The organism is Candidatus Zixiibacteriota bacterium (assembly GCA_036480375.1).
In the GTDB taxonomy this organism is placed as follows: Bacteria; Zixibacteria; MSB-5A5; order GN15; family JAAZOE01; genus JAZGGI01.
On the sequence record JAZGGI010000016.1, the window covers coordinates 141,206 to 160,362 of the forward strand.

The 19,157-nt window shown below is 42.8% G+C and carries 17 protein-coding genes; 7 read left to right on the forward strand and 10 right to left on the reverse strand.

What is annotated here, in order from left to right:
• Window positions 1-33: 33 nt before the first annotated feature.
• The 7 genes from V3V99_03890 to V3V99_03920 all read left to right on the forward strand — a co-directional run bounded on the left by V3V99_03890 (window position 34) and on the right by V3V99_03920 (window position 7,098).
• Window positions 34-981 carry an ATP-binding cassette domain-containing protein gene (locus V3V99_03890; GenBank protein MEE9441788.1) on the forward strand — a complete coding sequence of 316 codons (948 nt, stop codon included), beginning with the start codon at window positions 34-36 and terminating at the stop codon, window positions 979-981.
• Window positions 974-2,284 carry an ABC transporter permease gene (locus V3V99_03895; GenBank protein ID MEE9441789.1) on the forward strand — a complete coding sequence of 437 codons (1,311 nt, stop codon included), beginning with the start codon at window positions 974-976 and terminating at the stop codon, window positions 2,282-2,284. Before V3V99_03890 ends, V3V99_03895 begins: the two co-directional genes overlap by 8 nt.
• Window positions 2,281-3,222, forward strand: coding sequence for a serine hydrolase (locus V3V99_03900; protein MEE9441790.1), 942 nt, complete (start codon window positions 2,281-2,283; stop codon window positions 3,220-3,222). The genes V3V99_03895 and V3V99_03900 overlap by 4 nt, the downstream gene beginning before the upstream one ends.
• A complete protein-coding gene (locus V3V99_03905) occupies window positions 3,194-3,625 on the forward strand; it encodes a hypothetical protein (GenBank protein ID MEE9441791.1) in 432 nt (143 codons plus the stop codon). The genes V3V99_03900 and V3V99_03905 overlap by 29 nt, the downstream gene beginning before the upstream one ends.
• A 100-nt stretch (window positions 3,626-3,725) precedes the next feature.
• Window positions 3,726-5,237 carry a T9SS type A sorting domain-containing protein gene (locus tag V3V99_03910; protein ID MEE9441792.1) on the forward strand — a complete coding sequence of 504 codons (1,512 nt, stop codon included), beginning with the start codon at window positions 3,726-3,728 and terminating at the stop codon, window positions 5,235-5,237.
• A gap of 78 nt (window positions 5,238-5,315) precedes the next feature.
• The gene (locus tag V3V99_03915) at window positions 5,316-5,870 is read left to right on the forward strand and encodes an aminodeoxychorismate/anthranilate synthase component II (GenBank protein MEE9441793.1); all 555 of its coding nucleotides are present in this window, start codon (window positions 5,316-5,318) and stop codon (window positions 5,868-5,870) included.
• Window positions 5,827-7,098 (forward strand): chorismate-binding protein, encoded by a 1,272-nt coding sequence (locus V3V99_03920; GenBank protein ID MEE9441794.1) that lies wholly within the window; start codon window positions 5,827-5,829, stop codon window positions 7,096-7,098. The genes V3V99_03915 and V3V99_03920 overlap by 44 nt, the downstream gene beginning before the upstream one ends.
• A gap of 166 nt (window positions 7,099-7,264) precedes the next feature.
• On the opposite strand, the gene leuS is transcribed toward V3V99_03920, so the two are convergent.
• The 10 genes from leuS to V3V99_03970 form a co-directional block, all read right to left on the reverse strand.
• Window positions 7,265-9,748 carry a leucine--tRNA ligase gene (gene leuS / locus V3V99_03925; GenBank protein MEE9441795.1) on the reverse strand — a complete coding sequence of 828 codons (2,484 nt, stop codon included), beginning with the start codon at window positions 9,746-9,748 and terminating at the stop codon, window positions 7,265-7,267.
• A 16-nt stretch (window positions 9,749-9,764) separates the two neighbouring features.
• Complete coding sequence (asnS, locus tag V3V99_03930) at window positions 9,765-11,060, reverse strand: asparagine--tRNA ligase (GenBank protein ID MEE9441796.1); 1,296 nt, start codon at window positions 11,058-11,060, stop codon at window positions 9,765-9,767.
• A 94-nt stretch (window positions 11,061-11,154) separates the two neighbouring features.
• Window positions 11,155-11,904: a polysaccharide deacetylase family protein gene (locus V3V99_03935; protein MEE9441797.1), complete on the reverse strand. Its 750-nt coding sequence runs from the start codon at window positions 11,902-11,904 to the stop codon at window positions 11,155-11,157.
• Between the two features lie 11 nt (window positions 11,905-11,915).
• Entirely contained in the window at window positions 11,916-13,184 is a 1,269-nt protein-coding gene (locus V3V99_03940) for a pitrilysin family protein (protein MEE9441798.1), read from the reverse strand.
• A 3-nt stretch (window positions 13,185-13,187) separates the two neighbouring features.
• On the reverse strand, window positions 13,188-15,362 hold the full coding sequence (pnp, locus tag V3V99_03945; protein ID MEE9441799.1) for a polyribonucleotide nucleotidyltransferase: 2,175 nt from the start codon (window positions 15,360-15,362) through the stop codon (window positions 13,188-13,190).
• A gap of 15 nt (window positions 15,363-15,377) precedes the next feature.
• Window positions 15,378-15,647 (reverse strand): 30S ribosomal protein S15, encoded by a 270-nt coding sequence (rpsO, locus tag V3V99_03950; GenBank protein MEE9441800.1) that lies wholly within the window; start codon window positions 15,645-15,647, stop codon window positions 15,378-15,380.
• A gap of 14 nt (window positions 15,648-15,661) precedes the next feature.
• Window positions 15,662-16,594 (reverse strand): bifunctional riboflavin kinase/FAD synthetase, encoded by a 933-nt coding sequence (locus V3V99_03955; protein ID MEE9441801.1) that lies wholly within the window; start codon window positions 16,592-16,594, stop codon window positions 15,662-15,664.
• The gene (truB, locus tag V3V99_03960) at window positions 16,591-17,523 is read right to left on the reverse strand and encodes a tRNA pseudouridine(55) synthase TruB (GenBank protein ID MEE9441802.1); all 933 of its coding nucleotides are present in this window, start codon (window positions 17,521-17,523) and stop codon (window positions 16,591-16,593) included. Before truB ends, V3V99_03955 begins: the two co-directional genes overlap by 4 nt.
• On the reverse strand, window positions 17,510-18,874 hold the full coding sequence (gene rbfA / locus V3V99_03965) for a 30S ribosome-binding factor RbfA (protein MEE9441803.1): 1,365 nt from the start codon (window positions 18,872-18,874) through the stop codon (window positions 17,510-17,512). Before rbfA ends, truB begins: the two co-directional genes overlap by 14 nt.
• Complete coding sequence (locus V3V99_03970) at window positions 18,874-19,155, reverse strand: DUF503 domain-containing protein (protein MEE9441804.1); 282 nt, start codon at window positions 19,153-19,155, stop codon at window positions 18,874-18,876. The genes rbfA and V3V99_03970 overlap by 1 nt, the downstream gene beginning before the upstream one ends.
• Window positions 19,156-19,157 lie beyond the last annotated feature (2 nt).

Below are 19,157 nucleotides of genomic sequence, written 5' to 3' on the forward strand. Positions count from 1 at the left end.
AGATAAACAGTTACGGGAATAAATTGACAATCCATGAATGATTATTTGCAAATAAAAGAGATAACGAAGCGTTACGGCGAAAAAATCGCCGTTGACAGGCTTAATCTTTCGGTCCCGAGCGGATGTATTTATGGAATAATCGGTCCCAATGGAGCTGGAAAAACGACCACGATTCGCATGATAATGAATATAATTATTCCGGATTCGGGGGAGATATTTATTAATGGCCAGGCAGCCAGTGGAAAGAGTCAAGACAGAATTGGGTATTTGCCTGAAGAACGCGGTTTATATAAAAAGATGACACTGCGTGAAATTGTATTATACCTGGGGCAGTTGAAAAACGTTCATCGAAAAGATATTCTAAATAACATGGACGCCTGGTTCGAGCGGATGAATCTTCTGGATTATAAGGATAAAAATATCGAAGAATTATCCAAGGGGATGCAGCAGAAACTGCAATTTATTACAACATTGATTCATGAACCGGAACTGATTATCCTCGATGAGTTATTTTCAGGCCTGGACCCGCTCAATATCGAACTTATAAAAAACATTTTGCTGGAATTGAAAAAGGATGGGCGAACCATTCTGTTTTCAACTCATGTCATGGAACAGGCTGAAAAGTTGTGCGACTATATATGTATGATAAACGCCGGCCAAAAGGTTCTGGATGGCTCCATAAATGAAATCAAAAGAAGCTATGGCAAAAACAACATTCATCTTGATATTGAAGGCGATGGCGGATTTCTTGAAAATTTGGAGGGCATCGAGAAGATAACAAAATTCAATAAATATTTTGAACTTAATCTCAAGTCTAACGCTGATAGCAATAAAATATTGAAAAGCATATCCGATCGGGCGACTGTGAATCGTTTTGAAAAGGTTGAACCTTCACTTTACAATATTTTCATAGATAAAGCAGGACATGTAAAATTGTCTGAAACTGAATCATCCTCCGAAGGACGTATTGGGCATGAGTAAGTTCCGGACAGTTTTCAATGTTGAATATTCTCAGGTCGTTAAGAAAAAATCATTCCTTGTCGGCATATTTCTGACTCCTATTATTATGATTGCGTTTACGGTTTTGCCGGCTGTTTTCGCTACTCAGGGTGTTTCTCCGGGGCAGGATACATTTGCCATCATTGATATGAGCGGGAGTGATATTGGTCAACGGTTGGCCGATGCTATCACGGAATATAAGCTGGATAATGATTCAACGCAATCCGCCCATCGGCTTTACCAGTTATATCATATAGATCCTGACAATACGCACGCTCTTGATTCCATGCGGTCTTTTTTGGATAGTCTGATTCTTGATAAAGAGGTGGACCGATATGTCATAATTATGCCCAACGCCGAAAAGACCGATTCGGTTCTTATGATATCCAAATCATTAGGATTTCGGATTGCCCGACGATTCGATCGAATAATATCCAATATTTTAACCAAGAAGCGATTTGAGGGCAGCAATATTGATGTTGATGTAGATAAAATTCTATCGCTAACGCGCCGGATTGACATGATTCAAAAAGCGCCGGGCGGAAAAACCAGGGATTTTCTATCGATATATTTTGGCGCCCTGATTTTTATATTGATTGTCTTTGCTTCGGTTATGGGATTCGGCCAGATACTCATGCGCTCGATTATTGATGAGAAAAATTCCCGGATTGTGGAGGTTCTGGTATCATCGGTTTCGCCTTTTCAATTAATGATGGGCAAAGTTCTTGGATTGGGGGCGGCCAATTTGACTCAAGTGGCGGTATGGTTGGTTATTGGTCTCGGCATATTCATCTTCAGAGGCGCTTTTAATATTCCTGCCCATATTGGGGATATCATCTTTAATCCGGTTATAATCTTGTTTTTTGTGCTGTTCATGGTGATCGCCTATATCATGTATTCGACGATTTTCGCCCTTATCGGATCAATCTGCAATACCGACAAAGAGGCTCAGAATTTTATTTTTCCCATCACGATATTGCTGATGCTGCCAATAATCCTTTTGATGTATATGGTTCAGCAGCCCGATTCAACGTTTAGTAAAATTTTGTCGTTTATTCCTCTTCTAACGCCTACGATGATGGTTGCCCGGATTAATATTATGGCTCCGGAGAGTTTCTCATTTGCTGACCCGATAGTTATCGAAGCCGGTCTGGGCGTATTAACCTCGGCGCTGTTCACAGTTGGATTAATTTGGGTTGCGGCTCGGATATTTCGCGTGGGGATTTTGATGTACGGCAAGAGGGCGACACTGCCTGAAATATTGAAATGGATTAAATATCGATGATAAAAAGGCGGATTATAATTTACGGTTCCTTGACGTTATTTTTGACGTTGGTTTATTTGACGGTCTATGGAGAAAAAAATGAGATTGAGCCGGATGCGATCGCCTTTAATTTTCCTCTGGCTCAGGCGGATGAAAGCAATATCCCGGTGTGTAACACGCGCGGCCTGTCGTTGAACGCCCGCTCGGTTTTGATAGTTGATAACAAATCCGGAGCCTGGATTTATTCCAAAAATCCAATGAAGGTTCGATCGGTTGCGTCGTTGACAAAGTTTCTCACGGCCATGGTTTATCTTGATACAAAGCCCGATTTGGATTCGGTTGTGTATATTTCCGGCAGAGACTGTTACAATTCGGCCAAGTCGCATATCTATAAAGGAGAGGCTTATGCGGCCCGGGATTTGCTTTACGCGGCCCTGATGGCATCGGATAATCGCGCGGCGCGGGCGATTGCAACCTCTTCGGGGATACCGCGATTGAAATTTATAAAAAAGATGAATGAAAAGGCGCGTGAAATCGGCATGCGTGATACGGAGATATTTGAGGTGACCGGGCTCGATGAGCGGAATGTTTCCAATAGCGCCGATATGGCGATATTGATTCAGAAGTCCCTGGACTATCCGGAAATTATGGAGGCGACTTCGAGATATACTTATCGCTGTAAACTCAAGAATAAAAATCGATATAAGAATTTTATCAACACCAATCGTTTAATCCGATCCCGCTGGGAAGTCCTGGCCGGTAAAACCGGATTCATATTTGAATCTGATTACTGCCTGGCGACGGTCCTTAAGGATAAACGGGGGGGAGAGATAACGGTCGTAGTATTGGGATCGCCCACCAATAATATAAGATTTGACGTGGCCCGAAAGCTGGCGTTTTTTGGCTTTAAGCGGGCCGGGAGGTATGACAATGGGTCGCAGCAAATCGCCGGTCGATGAACTGGTTGACGGCATCGACGCTATCGGATCAATTCTCGATGAAAGCCTGCCAAATATTAAATCCCGGCTCGATAATTTGACCGAACGGCATATCGACAGCGCACAATCGATTTCCGAGGTCAAACGTGTACTAAAAGAGACCGAAGAAATCCAGAGCGATGTGAAAAAATCGGTGACAAATCTCGATATCAAGCTCGAAGAGATAATGGGGACGATCAATGCCGTCACGCGTCGGATGGATCAATTGCAGAAATCGATTCTGGATTTGATGGTATTGGTTGATCGGGAAAGTTCGTTGGGTTCCGATAATGAGTTGGCCGACGCAGTCAAGACTCTTGAGGATCGCCTGAACAAAATCGAGGGGAAACGATTCGGCCAGGATAATTTTAAGAACCGGTTATAGTAGCCCATAACTTTTCATGAATTTCTGATTCATTCATATATAATATTTATATTGACATTTTCAGATTTTATGCGTCATTGTAATTAAGAGGGAGGTTACAATGGAAAAAATACTTCTATATCTGTATTCGGCGATATTGATTATAATGCCTGGCGTCTCTTCACAGGCTCAAGAATTTAAATTTGAAGAATATTCATCGTTTGTAAACCCGTGGAATATCGAAATCAGATCTGTTATTTTTGGGGATTTGCAGGGTGACGGGGTTTTGGAGGTATTATATTACTATGGCGATAGTCTCGTTATTTATTTGCCTGATCTTGACGGATATTACATATTAAAAGATAATATTCCAGATAACGTCAAGAACACCACACGACTTTTTGCTGATGTCAACAGAGATAATATATTAGACTTGTTAATCGGTACATGTTTTGAAAGTCCTCCCATGATAAGTGTCGAATTCTTTGACGGCACTATTAATGGATCTACGACTTATACCTATGCCAGTAATATTTATTTGGCTAATGAAGATTTAATGAGGCTCTCTCTTTGCGCTTTGGATGTAAACAGTGATGGATATAATGAGTTGCTAATGACATACGATTCTTCGGAAGTGAATTTTGAATCGGGGGATTATTGGGGAACTCTGGGTTGTAAAACAAAATTGTATTATTCATTCCCGGATTCATTAATGGTGCAGAATAATCTGGCTATAGGTGGTATGTTTGGTGACTTAGAATTGTTCTCGCATCATGGAGAGAAGGTATTTGCTACGCAACATTCTGCCTGGTTCACGACGATCGGATATGAGTTTCATCATAACAAGTGGCATTCTATATTTGATGCCGAAACACTAGATGAGTTTTATTTTACCAGTATGCTTCCCGGACCAGATCACGAACGTATGATTCTTTGTGGAAATATGTATAATGAATACCCTAGTGACGAAATTCTTTTAAGGACGTTTATATATAATTCTGAAAGCCCAACCAATTATGATACACGCCTTGCGCTTTATGGATTTAGAGATTCTTTATACCTGGATTTAATATGGGAGCGTGATTACAGCAATTTACCGGATTTTTATTATATGGCAGAACATGTCTATCATCCCGAGTTTCCAGGCACGTTTTTTGGGATTTGGGACGGGTGTTTAAAGCAATTTGACGGAAATAATGGAGATGAAATTGCGTCCGTAGATTTTCAAATTGCCCCCGAAAACATCTATTGGACTTATCCCTTACACGACAAACGGCCGTTTTTGTATACTAAAACCGGAGATAGTATTACTCTTTATGAAATTCAAAGAATCCCTACTTCGGTAGATGATAAAAATGCTTTGCCGGAAGTATTTTCGCTGGGCAATCCTTATCCCAACCCGTTCAATGCCTCACAGACAATTCCCGTTAAGATTAATCGAATAGGGGAGAGGCTGGAGGTAGTAGTTTTTGATATTATTGGACGAAAAATTGAAACTATTTATGATAATACCGTCAACAATAATGAGATTGAAATTATATGGAATGCGGAGAAATTCGCCTCAGGGATATACTTTATTAAAGCAACTTCCGGCGATAAATCAGAGATTGTGAAAACTGTTTTGTTGAAATAGTCGCTCAATTTACGACTATTACACTATTTTTTATTAAAAGCCCTTTCCCGCTGCCGGTTCTCCTGTTATATTCGGCGCGTGAAAAAGATAATTATCATAGATAATAACGATAGTTTCACGGCCAATCTGGACCATCTGATCGCCGGATATACCGGAACTAAATCCGAAATAGTACCATATGCTCGAATCAAAGATTGTGATTTTCGAGCCTACGACTTAACCGTAATATCACCGGGGCCGGGGAGACCATCAGGTTATCCTGATTATAAATTAGTCTTACAATCTGGCATTCCAATTCTGGGAATATGTTTGGGGATGCAGATTATGGCTGAATTTCATGGGGGCAAAGTCGGCCGACTGACGGGGTGCTTCCACGGTCGGGCCGAGAAAATTATGTTTGATGGTCGGGAGTTTGATGCGGCCCGGTATCATTCGCTTTATATAAAGGAACTGCCGGAATGTTTTGATGTGATTTGTTCGAACTCCGACGGTGTTACAATGGGAATAAGGCACATAGAATTACCGATGATCGGATACCAGTTTCATCCCGAGTCGTTTCTAACCACAAACGGTATTTATTTTATAGATTATGCGTTCAGATTCTTCAATAAATATCACCCCGCAGCAGTTTAGTGAATTAGGAATATTTTTGGCGCGTGAAGAGGGCGCCGATTTGTTCTATTCCAGCCCGGGATACCCGGGATACGGCAAAAGCCATATATGTCTTAATCTCTGCAGGGAAATGATAATTAATGAGGATACAAGTAAATCCAATATCGAAAGATTCTGTTTTTCGGATGAAAATATCACTTTCGGATATTTTAGTTATCAGCTTGGGCAGATTTACAGGGGCTTACCCATAACAAAAAAAAATGATTTTCCGTTTGGTCATTTGAAAAAATATGATTCGGTTTTAAGTTTTGATGGAGATGAGATTACTCTTCAAGGAATAGATGAATCAGAATTTAATACTTATTTGGCTTATATTGAAAAGTATGGGCCTGCCGCAGGCAAATCATTCAATTTGGGATTGGGGCGGTCAAATCTTAAATCGAGTTTTACGCAGGATGAATATGAAGAAGGCGTTAGACGCGTAATTGATTATATTAAAGAAGGATATATCTATCAGTTAAACTTAACCATTAAGTATTCAATCGATTGTGGTGAGCTGAATATTTCGGATTTATTTCAAAAAGTGTGGTCTGATTATCCGGCGTCTTTTTATTCATTATTTTCAAGCGGAGATTATCATATTCTATCGACTTCTCCGGAAAGGTTTCTTCAGGTACGAAACGGCATAGTTTTGTCGCAACCGATAAAGGGTACCCTGGCGTTTGAAAAGTTCGATAAATCAATGATTCGACAGTTAACCGAATCGCCCAAAGAAGACGCCGAACTTTCGATGATCGTCGATATGATTCGAAATGATATCTCATTGAATTGCGATTATGGCTCGGTTATGGTTGAAAATCACAAATCGACTTTTTTGGTAGATAAACTAATTCAGATGTATTCGGATGTCAGAGGGTGTTTGAGAGAAGATCGCTCGGTTATTGATTTGCTTTGCGATGCTTTTCCGGGAGGCTCGATTACCGGTTGTCCCAAGAAAATGGCGATGGAGTTGATTGACCTTCTGGAGCCGCATTCCAGGGATATATATTGCGGAAGTATGTTTGTCCTATATGATGAAAAGAACATGGAATCATCGATCGGGATCAGGACGGTTTATTATGATAAGTCCCAATCTGAATTCAATTTTTATGCTGGGAGCGGAATCGTAGTCGATTCCAAACCGGAAAGCGAGTATTTGGAAACGGTCGCCAAGGCTGACAAATTCTTCAGGATATTTGGAAAACATTAAAAAGAGGCATAAATGAATATTCTGAAGCAAAATAGGAATACAGAATATTTTACATATCGTCCCATAAGATATATTATGTCTACTATATTATGGCGGTCAACTTAATTAAAAAGGCTCGGATACAATTTTTTTATATCCGGGCCTCAAATTTTGGCAAATCTCAATACTATTTTGCCACTAAGTTAACCAGTCGGCCTTTAATGTATATCTCTTTAACGATTACTTTGCCTTCAATGTGATTCTTTACCCGCTCTACCTGTTTGGCTTCTTTGAGTATTGTTTCCTGATTGGCATCAGCAGCAACTTCGAATTCGCCACGGAGCTTTCCATTAACCTGAACCGCAATTTTAATAGTATCGGCGACGATAGCGTCTTTATCATATTGCGGCCATTCAGAATGGAAAATTGAATATGATTGGCCAGCCAATTCCCAGATTTCTTCGGCCAGATGCGGAGCGATTGGCGCGACCAATTGGGTAAGCTTGAGAATACAGTAATTTCTCAGACCCGAATTGAGTTTATCAGGCTCAAATTCATTAAGGAATTTCATTATAGCCGCCACAACCGTATTGATCTGGAGCCTCTCAATATCCTGGGTAATCAGCTTAATTGTTTGATTTAAGCGAACATAAGTCCTGAATTCTTCAATGGTCAACTCGCCATCCTTAAAGTAACGCTTTAAGTCGATTCCTGTATCACCGTCATAATGGTTGATTATGCTAAATAGCTTTCCTGAAACAAATTTGCCCATACTTACAACAAGATCGTCGGTCCAGTTAACGGGTACATTAGATGGCGCTTTGAAGAACATCGCCAGACGAGTGATATCGCCGCCCGAATTTTCGATTAATTCGATTGGGGAGACGACATTTCCTTTGGTTTTGGACATTTTGGTGCCGAATTCATCGTTAACCATACCATGATTATATAATCTCAGGGCAGGTTCATCGACCTCAAGGAGACCGATATCTTTTAGGAATTTCGTGAAAAACCGGAAATATATCAGATGGCCGACGGCATGCTCGGCGCCGCCGATATATTGATCTATCGGCATCCACTTTTTGGCTTCATCGGAATTAAAGACTTCATCGTCGTTTTTGGGGTCCAGATAGCGAAGCATATACCATGAGGAGCAAATAAACGTGTCCATTGTATCTGGATCACGCTGAGCCTCTCCCCCGCATTTGGGACAGGAAACCTTAATATATTCTTCGACATCAACCAGTGGCGAACGGCCTTTTGGCAGATAATTCTCGACCTTGGGAAGAATTACCGGTAAATCACTGTCGGGTACTCTGACCTGCCCGCATGATGGGCAGTGAATGATCGGGATAGGAGTTCCCCAGTATCTTTGACGAGAGATTAGCCAGTCTCGAATCCGGAAATTAATTTGAGCCCGGCCTATGCTTTTTTCTTCCGCGTATTTTATCGTGTTTTTTACGGCATTTTCAGCCGATGTCCCATCAAATATATCAGAATTCACCATTTCGCCCGGCTCAGTATAGGCTTCCGACATTTCATCGGGATTGAGTTCCAGGCCTTCTTTTGTTTTAATAACGACTTTGATGGGTATATCATATTTTTTGGCAAACTCAAAGTCACGCTGATCGTGAGCGGGAACGGCCATGACGGCACCGGTACCGTAGCCGGCCAACACATAATCGGCCACCCAAAGCTGTATTTTTTCATCATTGTATGGATTTATAACATGGCATCCGGTGAAGACTCCGTCTTTTTCATCAGCGGCCGCCCGTTCTACTTCCGTTTTCTTCCTGGCTTTTTCAATATATTCGTTTACCGCAGTTTTTTTGTCCTCGAGTATGTTGAGCCTCTTGAGCAATTCGGATTCAGGAGCAATTGACATAAAAGTAACGCCGTAAACGGTATCCGGTCGAGTTGTAAAGACAGGTAATTTTTCGCCGGTCTCTTCAATTATAAAATCTATTTGGCATCCTTCGCTGCGACCAATCCATTTGCGCTGAATCGCTTTCATGGAATCGGGCCACCCGGGTAAGTCATCGAGGGACTTATTGAGCCGCTCGGCGTAGTCGGTAATTTTGACGAACCATTGTTCCAGTTCTCGCTTTTCGACGGGTGAATCGTCGCGCTCACAATGACCGTTTATTACTTGCTCATTGGCCAGCACGGTATTGCAGTTCGAGCACCAGTTGACTTTGGCTTTTTTTCTGTATGCCAGGCCCCGGTCAAAAAGCTGTAGGAAAATCCATTGCGACCAGCGGTAATAATCCGGAAGGCATGAGGCTATTTCGCGATTCCAATCAAATGAGATGCCTACTTTTTTAAGAGTCGCCCGCGAGACTTCAATATTGTTCTGAGTCCAGTCCTGGGGATGCATGCCTCGTTTGATAGCCGCATTTTCAGCGGGCAGGCCAAAGGCATCCCAGCCGAAGGGATGAAGAATTTCGTATCCATTCATCATTTTGTAGCGGGCGACGGCGTCTCCCAGCGTATAGTTTCGAAAATGGCCCATGTGTATGTCGCCGGATGGGTAGGCGAACATTACCAGCAGATAGAATTTCTTTTTGGGATTATCGGGGGCCTTGAAGATTTCCGTTTCATCCCATTTCTTTCGCCACTTTTCTTCAATGGCTTTGAAATCATATTTATGTTTTTTTTCTGTATTTTCCATCAATTATTATCTCCAATCAGGGATAAAGTCTTGTTATTAAGCGCGGGAAAGGAATTGTCTCACGAATGTGATGAATCCCGCAAATCCAGGTAATTACGCGCTCAACACCAAGACCATAGCCGGAATGAGGTACGGAACCGTATTTTCTCAGATCAAGATACCATTCGTAAGTCTCTTCCGGCAATTTTTCCTCCCTTATTCGGGCCAGGAGTTTTTCAAGATCGTCTTCCCTTTGAGAGCCGCCGATAATCTCACCGTATCCTTCAGGAGCCAAAAGGTCCGAACAAAGAAATGTATCCGGATTATCGGGGTTTTCTTTCATATAGAAAGCCTTAGCAGCCTTGGGATAATTAGTCACAAAAACCGGGCGCTCATGCATATTTGATATGATTGTTTCGTCTTCGGCCCCAAGATCATCTCCCCATTTTATTTCGGAACCATTCTCTTGTAGTATTTTTATGGCATCGCCATAGTCAATTCGAGGAAAGGGCGCATCGATTACTTCCAGCCTGGAAATGTCACGCTCCAGTTTTTCGAGATCTTTTTGACAATTCTGCAAGATCGATTTAACGACATAAGTAACCATTTCTTCCTGATTTTTCATATTTCCTTCGGAATCGCAATAGGCCATCTCAGCCTCAATCATCCAGAATTCGGTCAGGTGCCTTCGGGTCAGTGACTTTTCCGCTCGAAAAGTGGGCCCAAAGCAATAGACGTTGCGGTGCGCCATACATCCGGCTTCAAGATACAACTGTCCGGTTTGGGCCAGGTAAGCTTTTCCGAGTTTGAAATAATCGGTCGAGAAAAGAGTCCCGGCCTCTTCCCCTATGGCACCGGTAAGAATCGGAGAATCCAACAGGATAAAATCGTTCTTTTTGAAAAACTCACGAATAGCCCAGACAATCTGATCGCGAATTCGCATGATGGCAACTTGCCTTGATGAACGAAGCCATAGATGCCGGTTATTATGCAAAAATTCGACGCCATGCTCTTTTTTGGTAATTGGGTATTCTTCGGCCTGCTGGATAATTTCGATATTAGTCACAGTGAGCTCATATCCCCCCGGCGAGCGGGGTTCTTCCCGTACGGTGCCGGTGACTTTTAGCGAGCTTTCCTGCGTTAATTCGCCATAAAGCCCAAAGATTTCTTCCGGCAGTTCTGATTTAACCAACACTGATTGAATCAATCCGGTGCCGTCTCGCACGAGCAGGAACTTTATTTTTCCGCTGGACCGCTTATTGTAAAGCCAACCGGAGATGGTGACTTCCTGCCCGACAAATTCATTTAGCCTGTCAATTATCGCATCTGTCATAATATGGCTCCTGATTCGATATACCAAAACCTGAATAATAGAAAAAAATTGAGTCTATATCAAGAATATTCGGATGTGACGGCTGATATTTGAGTCATTTACCCGTAATAATTGTCCCGCCGGATAGGTTATTTATGATTATATTTTTGAAGGTCTCAAATGACGATTCCCTGACTATTTTTGAATATAGCGAGAAATAATCGTCACAGCTATAAATTGGCACACGATAGATATCGAAGTCGTCCGGAGAAGCCTGAAAAGTCGGGCGGGAATCGAGACAGAGTCCATGTCGGTAACCGCAATCTTTGGCAAGTTTTTTGACAATTCCATTGGTTCGGCCAAACGGGTAGCAAATGAGATTGACTTCCTTGCAAGTTATTTGCTGAAGCATGTTTTTTGATATTGTTAGCTCGTTATGTAAATCCTTTTCGTGCAATTGTGTCAGGGCGTGATGCGACATCCCGTGAGAGCCAATAACCGCCCCTTTTTGAGCCAATATTTTTAACTGTCCGGTGGTTAAATGGCGAGCCTTGAAAAAATTTGAAGAATAATCCCAGCTGTTGGACTGCCCGATATAATCGGTCGGGATAAATACGAATGGGGCAATGTTTTCGTCGCATAACCTGGAAATGATATCAACATTATCGACGTAACCGTCATCAAACGATATTACGAGAGATTTTTTATTTTCGTCTCCTCCTTTTAAATACTGATTCGCGCTTATAAATTTAAATCCAAAACTTTTCAATAAGGCAAGAATAGCAAAAAAATATCCCGGTTCGATATTGTTTATCCCGGGATAAAATTTGGGCGAAGTTTGATGAAATGCGAGTATCTTCGCCAAACCTGCCATTTTTATAAAATTGACCAGTTTATTTTTTCCAGAATGTCTTTCTTGATTGGACCCAAAGATACCATCGTAAGCTTATCGCGGTCGAATATTTCATTGGCCACGTCAAAAATCTGTGTAACCGTAATGCGGTCAATATTACGCAAGGTTTCATCCATATCGATATACTTACCAAGCATCAATTCCTGTCGGGCAATTCTATTCATGCGATTGGTGGTTGATTCCAATGAAAGCATTAGATTGCCCTTTAGCTGGTCCTTTATTTTGGAAAGTTCGGTTCGGCTGAGCTTTTTCTTTTTCAGTTGCTTTAGTTCTTTCAGTACCAAATTGGCGGCATCGATCATATATCTCTTGTCGGTTCCGAAATATACGCTGAATAAGCCAATGTCCTGAAAGAACTCCTGGAAGCTATAAATCGTATAGCAATACCCTTTCTTTTCGCGGATATTTTGAAATAATCTCGAAGACATTCCTCCTGACAGCAGCGTGTTGGCCGCCAATATTGCATACCTGGAAGGATTTGTAAAACTGATGCTGGGAAATCCAAGGCTGACATGAGTCTGCTTAGTTCCATTATGATGGGCGTGAAGAGTAAATTCCGATTTTTCCGGAACGGATAAATTGGCTTTCGGATTACCCTTTGGCCATTTAAAATATCTTTTGACCAAATTCACCAGTTTTCGATGAGACACGTCGCCTGCCGCGGCTATCACGATATTTGAGCTGCAATAATTTTCTTTCAAGAAATCAATAATCTTCCTGCGGCTTATGCCACCAACCGTATGAGCGTCTCCCATTATTGGTTTACCTAACGGATGCGATGTCCACATCTGGCTGGTAAACAAATCGTGAATATAATCGCTGGGAGAATCGGCGACGTCTTTTATCTCCTCGAGAATGACCGTCTTTTCCTTTTTGATATTTCCCGGAGTAAACGTGGAATTATTTAGTATGTCGCCAAGGATTTCCATCGCTTTGGGAAGATGAGCGTTCATAAAGCGGGCGTAATAACAAGTGTGCTCTCGTGACGTAAAAGCGTTGATGGCTCCCCCCCGAGATTCAAGCTCATATGCGATCTGGAGAGCGTTTCTTTTTTTGGTGCCCTTAAAGTGCATATGTTCAATGAAATGTGAAATCCCATTGGTTTTTTCGGATTCATCGCGGGAACCGACGTGAATCCAGATGCCGATCGACACCGAACGGACTGAGGGGATCTTTTCCGAGATCACCCTCATACCGTTTTTCAGAGTTGTCTTTGAGAAACCGTTTTTCAAATTCTATCGCCTTTGTCTTCTTTGGCTGCTGTATCTATCCCTTCCGCCGCGGTTGCCTCCTCGCGGACCGGATGGGCGAGGTGGTGGTGGAACGTAGCCTTCCGGAACCGGCAATGTTGCCTTAATCGAAAGTCGAACCTTACCGTCACCATCGATATTTATACATTTTACTTTAACCTGATCGCCCACACTTAATACATCCTCAACCCTGTTAACTCGTTCATAAGCCAATTCTGATATATGAACGAGTCCATCGGTTCCGGGCAGAATTTCTACGAAGGCTCCAAAATCGGCTATGCGCCTAACGGTCCCCATGTATTCTTTATCGATTTCGGGATCCTCAACAATCATCAGCACCCTCTCACGAGCCGCTTCGCCAGCCTCTCCGTCAACGGAAGAGATCAGGACAGTTCCATCATCCTCGATATCGATTTTCGCACCGGTTTCCTCAACGATTGATCGAATAATCTTTCCACCGGGTCCTATAACGTCGCCGATTTTTTCGGGATTAATTTTGATCGTGATAATACGCGGGGCGTATTGCGACAATTCGGATCGAGGTTTGTCAATCGCCCTGGCCATCTCGCCAAGAATATACAAACGTGCCGCCTTGGCTTTTTCGAGAGCCATGCGCAAAGTTTCAAGATCAAGTCCCTTTACCTTGATATCCATTTGCAGGGCGGTTACGCCGTCAGCGGTACCGGTAACTTTGAAATCCATATCTCCGAAGTGATCCTCATCACCAAGGATATCGGTCAAGACGATTATCTTGTCATCTTCCTTGATGAGTCCCATAGCGATTCCGGCAACGGGGGCTTTGATTGGAACGCCGGTATCCATGAGAGCCAGAGAACCTCCGCAAACCGAAGCCATCGACGAGGAGCCGTTGGATTCCATAATATCGGAAACGATTCGGATTGTATAAGGGAACCTGTCACCAACCGGGATAACCGGATTGATAGCACGTTCGGCTAAATTGCCATGCCCGACCTCGCGCCGTCCAACGCCTCGAATGGGTCTCACTTCACCTACCGAAAAGGGCGGGAAATTATAATGGAGCATGTAGGACTTGGTTGATTCGCCCTCCAACTCATCTAGGCGCTGTTCATCGATCTTGGTGCCCAGGGTGACCGCAACCAACGCTTGAGTTTGCCCGCGAGTGAAGAGAGCGGAGCCGTGAGTACGCGGCAAAACCGAAACCTCACAATTAATGGGGCGAATTTCATCGAAACCGCGATTATCGAGTCTTTTGCCATCCTCAACAATCATCCGACGCATTTCGGCGTCATCCAAATCGTGGATGTGGTTTTTTATGGCTCCGGTTTCATCAGGATATTTTTCCTCGAGTTGGCTGACGATGTCTTTTTTTAGATCATGCTTGGCATCGCCTCTTTCGGCCTTGTCGGTCATCCGGTTGATTTCCTTTGTGCGGTCGCCAATCAACTCCTCAACTTTGGCCAGGAGTTCTTCGTTTTTCTCCGGGGGAGTAAAAGTTTTCTTCTCTTTACCGCAGGCGGTTTTTAATTCTTCAATTTTTCCGACAATCGTCTTGATATGCTCATGGCCAAATTTCAAAGCTTCCACCATTTCGTCTTCAGAGGCTTCAAAGGCTCCACCTTCAACCATGGAAATGGAATCTGCCGTTCCCGCAATAATAATATTGAGATCGGCTTCTTCGACCTCCGCAATGGTTGGAAATATCTTATATTCATCGTCAATTTTGGAGACTCTGACTCCAGCCAAGACTGAGTCGAAAGCGATATCGGATATGGCCAATGACGCGGCGGCTCCGATAAGCCCGAGGACATCGGGATCGTTTTCGTGGTCATGCGACAAGATCAAATTTATTATTTGAATTTCATTCCGGTATCCTTCGGGGAAAAGGGGACGTATCGGTCGGTCAATGATGCGACACGATAATATTTCCTTTTCCGAAGGTCTTCCCTCTCTCTTGAAAAATCCACCTGGGATTTTTCCAGCGGCATAAGACCGCTCCCTGTATTCGACGGATAACGGCAGAAAATCGCGATCGATAGGTTCCCTTGAGGCAACCGCCGTTGTGAGAATTACCGTGTCACCGTATTTAATGATTACCGCCCCATTTGCCTGTTTGGCAATCCGGCCGGTTTCAATTGTCAGCGTCCGTCCGCCGATTTCCAGTTTAACCGAGTGTATCATTAACTATTTTCTCCTTTAACGTCTGAGTCCGAGTTCCGCAATCAATGCCCGGTAGCTTTCAATATCGGTTTTTTTAAGATAATCGAGAAGGCGGCGACGCTTTCCGACCATTTTCAATAAACCGCGCTGTGAATGAAAATCCTTCTTGTGTTCTTTCAGATGTCCGGTCAAATGATTAATTCGTTCCGTCAGTAACGCAATCTGCACTTCCGGTGAACCGGTATCGGTATCATGCAGTTTGTGTTGCTCAATAATTTCTTTCCTTTTTTCATTGCTTGTTAGCACAACTACTCTCCTCTTTAATGTAACAATCTTTCGATTTTCTCTTTGTCATCGGCAATCTGATGCGATAAGGCTTCGACCGATTCAAAACGCCTACTGGATCTCAGGAAATGCGAAGGATATAAAGTAACCTGTTTTCCATAAACGTCCTTATTGAAATCAAATAGATGAGCTTCTACCGAAACTCTCTTCTCAGGATTCAGCATATTTACTCCGATAAACATCATCCCTTTGTAAGTATGCTCATCTAAAGTGGCCAGACATGAATAGACGCCTTGAGGAGGGAGCATCTTCCTTTCAGACCAGTCAATATTCATGGTCGGCCAACCCAACTGCTTCCCCTTTCCCAGTCCCTTAACTACGGTACCGTAAATCGGGTAATGATGTCCCAGCATGGCTATCGCGTCACGCCATTCGCCACTTTGAATCGCTCGTCTTATGCGGCTTGAGGATATAGGCAAATCCCTATAAGTTACCGGGCCGACAACATTAACATCAAAATTCTCTCGCCGACCCATTTCCCTCAAATGATCTATATTTCCGGAGCGGTCGCGACCAAAACTATGATTATATCCAACGACAAGTGATTTTATACCGAATCTTTCTATTAAAACATTTTTCGCGAATTCCTCCGCCGTCATACGTCTAAGTTTGTCATTAAAAGTCAAAAAGACCAGAGATCCGTCTAAACGGCTTTTTAATATTTCAATTTTCTCATCGGGGACGGTTAAAAGCTGGGGCGGGTTATCAGGGGTCACCAAAACGCGCGGATGAGGATGAAATGTAATTACCACCGCCGGCAGATTCATATCCTGACTTACTTTGATTAATCGACTGAAGATAGAAGCATGCCCTTTATGGAAACCATCAAACGTCCCCAGTGTAGCAACGCAGGGGCCGCCGCTTTTTTTGGCATATTCATCCGCCGATGTAAAGACCTTAAGACTCAAATCAAAACCCTTACGAAAGAAAAATAATCATTATCTAAATTACTTTTCAGGGAAGCGGCACTGCACTTCGACTTACCGATCGCCAGAATATTCCCGTTCTGACTTGCCATCGCGACTAAATTACCGGGTAAAAATTCCCGATTCCAATTCAGTATTTCTTTTCTTTCAGGTACGCCCCCATGTTTTATAGATTTTTCCGCCTCCAAAGAAACGCTCAAAATTGGAAATTCTATTACATCGCGCATCGGGATGATATGTTTTGCCAGTTTCCCATTATTGTATAACTCCGATACCGATTCCAGAGTCAGGGCCGAATCGATTTCCAACGAACCAGCCCTAAGTCTTTTTAATCCCGACAAATACGCACCGCACCCGATGTTATTTCCCAAGTCGTTGGCCAGTACGCGAATGTATGTTCCCTTACCGCAATCCACTCTTATAGTTAATTTGTGGCGATCATAAGATAACAAATCAATTGAATGAATTTCGATCTCGCGATTCGGCGTTTCCACCTTGATGCCCCGTCGAGCATATTTGTATAGTTCTTTGCCTTTAACTTTGACCGCGGAAAATGAAGGAACTTTCTGGATAATCTTCCCGATAAAAGCGCTTAAATAACCTTTAATATCATCTTTCGAAAGCTCGGGAATTTCCCGATTATCCGAAATATGACCCTCAGAATCGAAAGTATCTGATCTCGCTCCCAGTGTTATCTCGGCCTGATAAGATTTATCCCAATCCGTAAAGAATTGCGTCAATTTCGTGGCTCTTCCCAGGGTAATCGGCAATAATCCCGAGGCTAATGGATCGAGCGTACCGGTATGCCCTATCTTCTGGCGATTAAGAATGCTACGAAGTCGATAGATAACATCATGACTTGTCGGACCTGAGTCTTTATATATAGGCAACAAGCCGTCAAATCGTTCCATTTAGCAATTCCTTAATATCGGCTAAAATCATTTTTTTGGCTTCATCCAAGGATGTCTCAAGAGTGCAACCACAGGCAATGCGATGGCCCCCACCGCCGTATTTGGCCGCTACTTTTATAATATCTATACCATTGGCCGAACGAAATGAGGCCTTAGTAACGTTTGCTGATATTTCCCGAAATAACACTCCGATAACAACCCCGGCCAGGCTAATGGAATAATTTATCAATCCCTCGGTGTCTTTTTTGGCAGAGCCGGTTTGCTCGAGCAAATCATCAGTGACCGTCATATAGCATACTTTGCCGTCGAGGTGATATTCCTGATTCAAAAGAGAAGTTCCCAACAACCGCATCGCTCCCGGTGTATAATTGTGATACAACTCATTTATGATTTCAATATAGTCAATGCCTTTATCCATTAAGACCGCGGCAATTCTCAGACTGCGGGAGGTCGTGCAGCTATACTGAAATTGACCAGTATCGGTTACGATGGCGGTATATAAATTGGTTGCGATATTGGAATCGATTTCAGCCGACGCATAAAGAAGAATATCATAAATCATTTCTCCTGCGGCGGAGGCTTCATTATCGACAAAATTGATATGGCCGAATGAACTATTATCCCGATGATGATCGATATTTATAATTTTCTGATTTTCAGGATCTATTAGCGAGGCTACCTTGCCGCAACGATCACCAGTGGAGCATTCAATAAACACAACCGTATCAAATGAATCATCACCTCCGTTAAGGTTCTCAATATTCTCAATTTGATCGATCCCGGGCAAAAACTCATAGTTGAATGGAATAGTACCCTCATTGATAATCCGGCATTTAATATTCTTTTGATCTAAATACCCCGCAAAGCCCAGTTGTGATCCAATGGAATCCCCGTCCGGATTGATATGCCCCACGATCAGAACCTTTTCCGAATTATTCAGCGTATCAATTATTTGACTAATCGTTTCCGGATCGTGAATTTCTTGTTTGTTACCGCCTATAATGTCTTTTTCAATAACTTGATCAATCTTTGTCGTTAATCGAATTCCTTCGATCAGAGAGGTATCATACTTAAAAGAGATTTCGGGTATACGTCGGATTCTTAAACGATGAGCCAGTTCTCTCTGGACATAACCCGTTGACCGGTCGAAGACGTCTTTTATTTCATCCAGTTTCTTCTCACCGCCGAGAACGGTATAATATATTTTAGCATGCCGCAAATCGTCAGAAACATTAACGGCGCTGATAGTTACCATCGCGTCAACTTTATCACGAAGCATGGCGCTGACGATATCCGAGACATCTCGTTGGATTTGATCAGCAACACGACTTGAACGCTTAAATGATTTCATTACAGCAACTCGATTTCATAGTCAACAATATAGGATTCGCTCTCTCGTTCAATCATATTAACGATTGCCGACAAACACTGATTGGCGTGACCGCTATCATTGGATACCACGGCGGTTCCCAGAAGACAAGATTGATGCCTCTCATTTTCACCCACTTCAGCTACGGACGCGTTATGCCGATTGTGTATTCGAGTAATCAGGGATTTAATTACTCGCCGCTTATCTTTAAGCGAGCGGGCCGCAGGAATATTCAGCATTACTTTCAAACAACCAATAATCACAT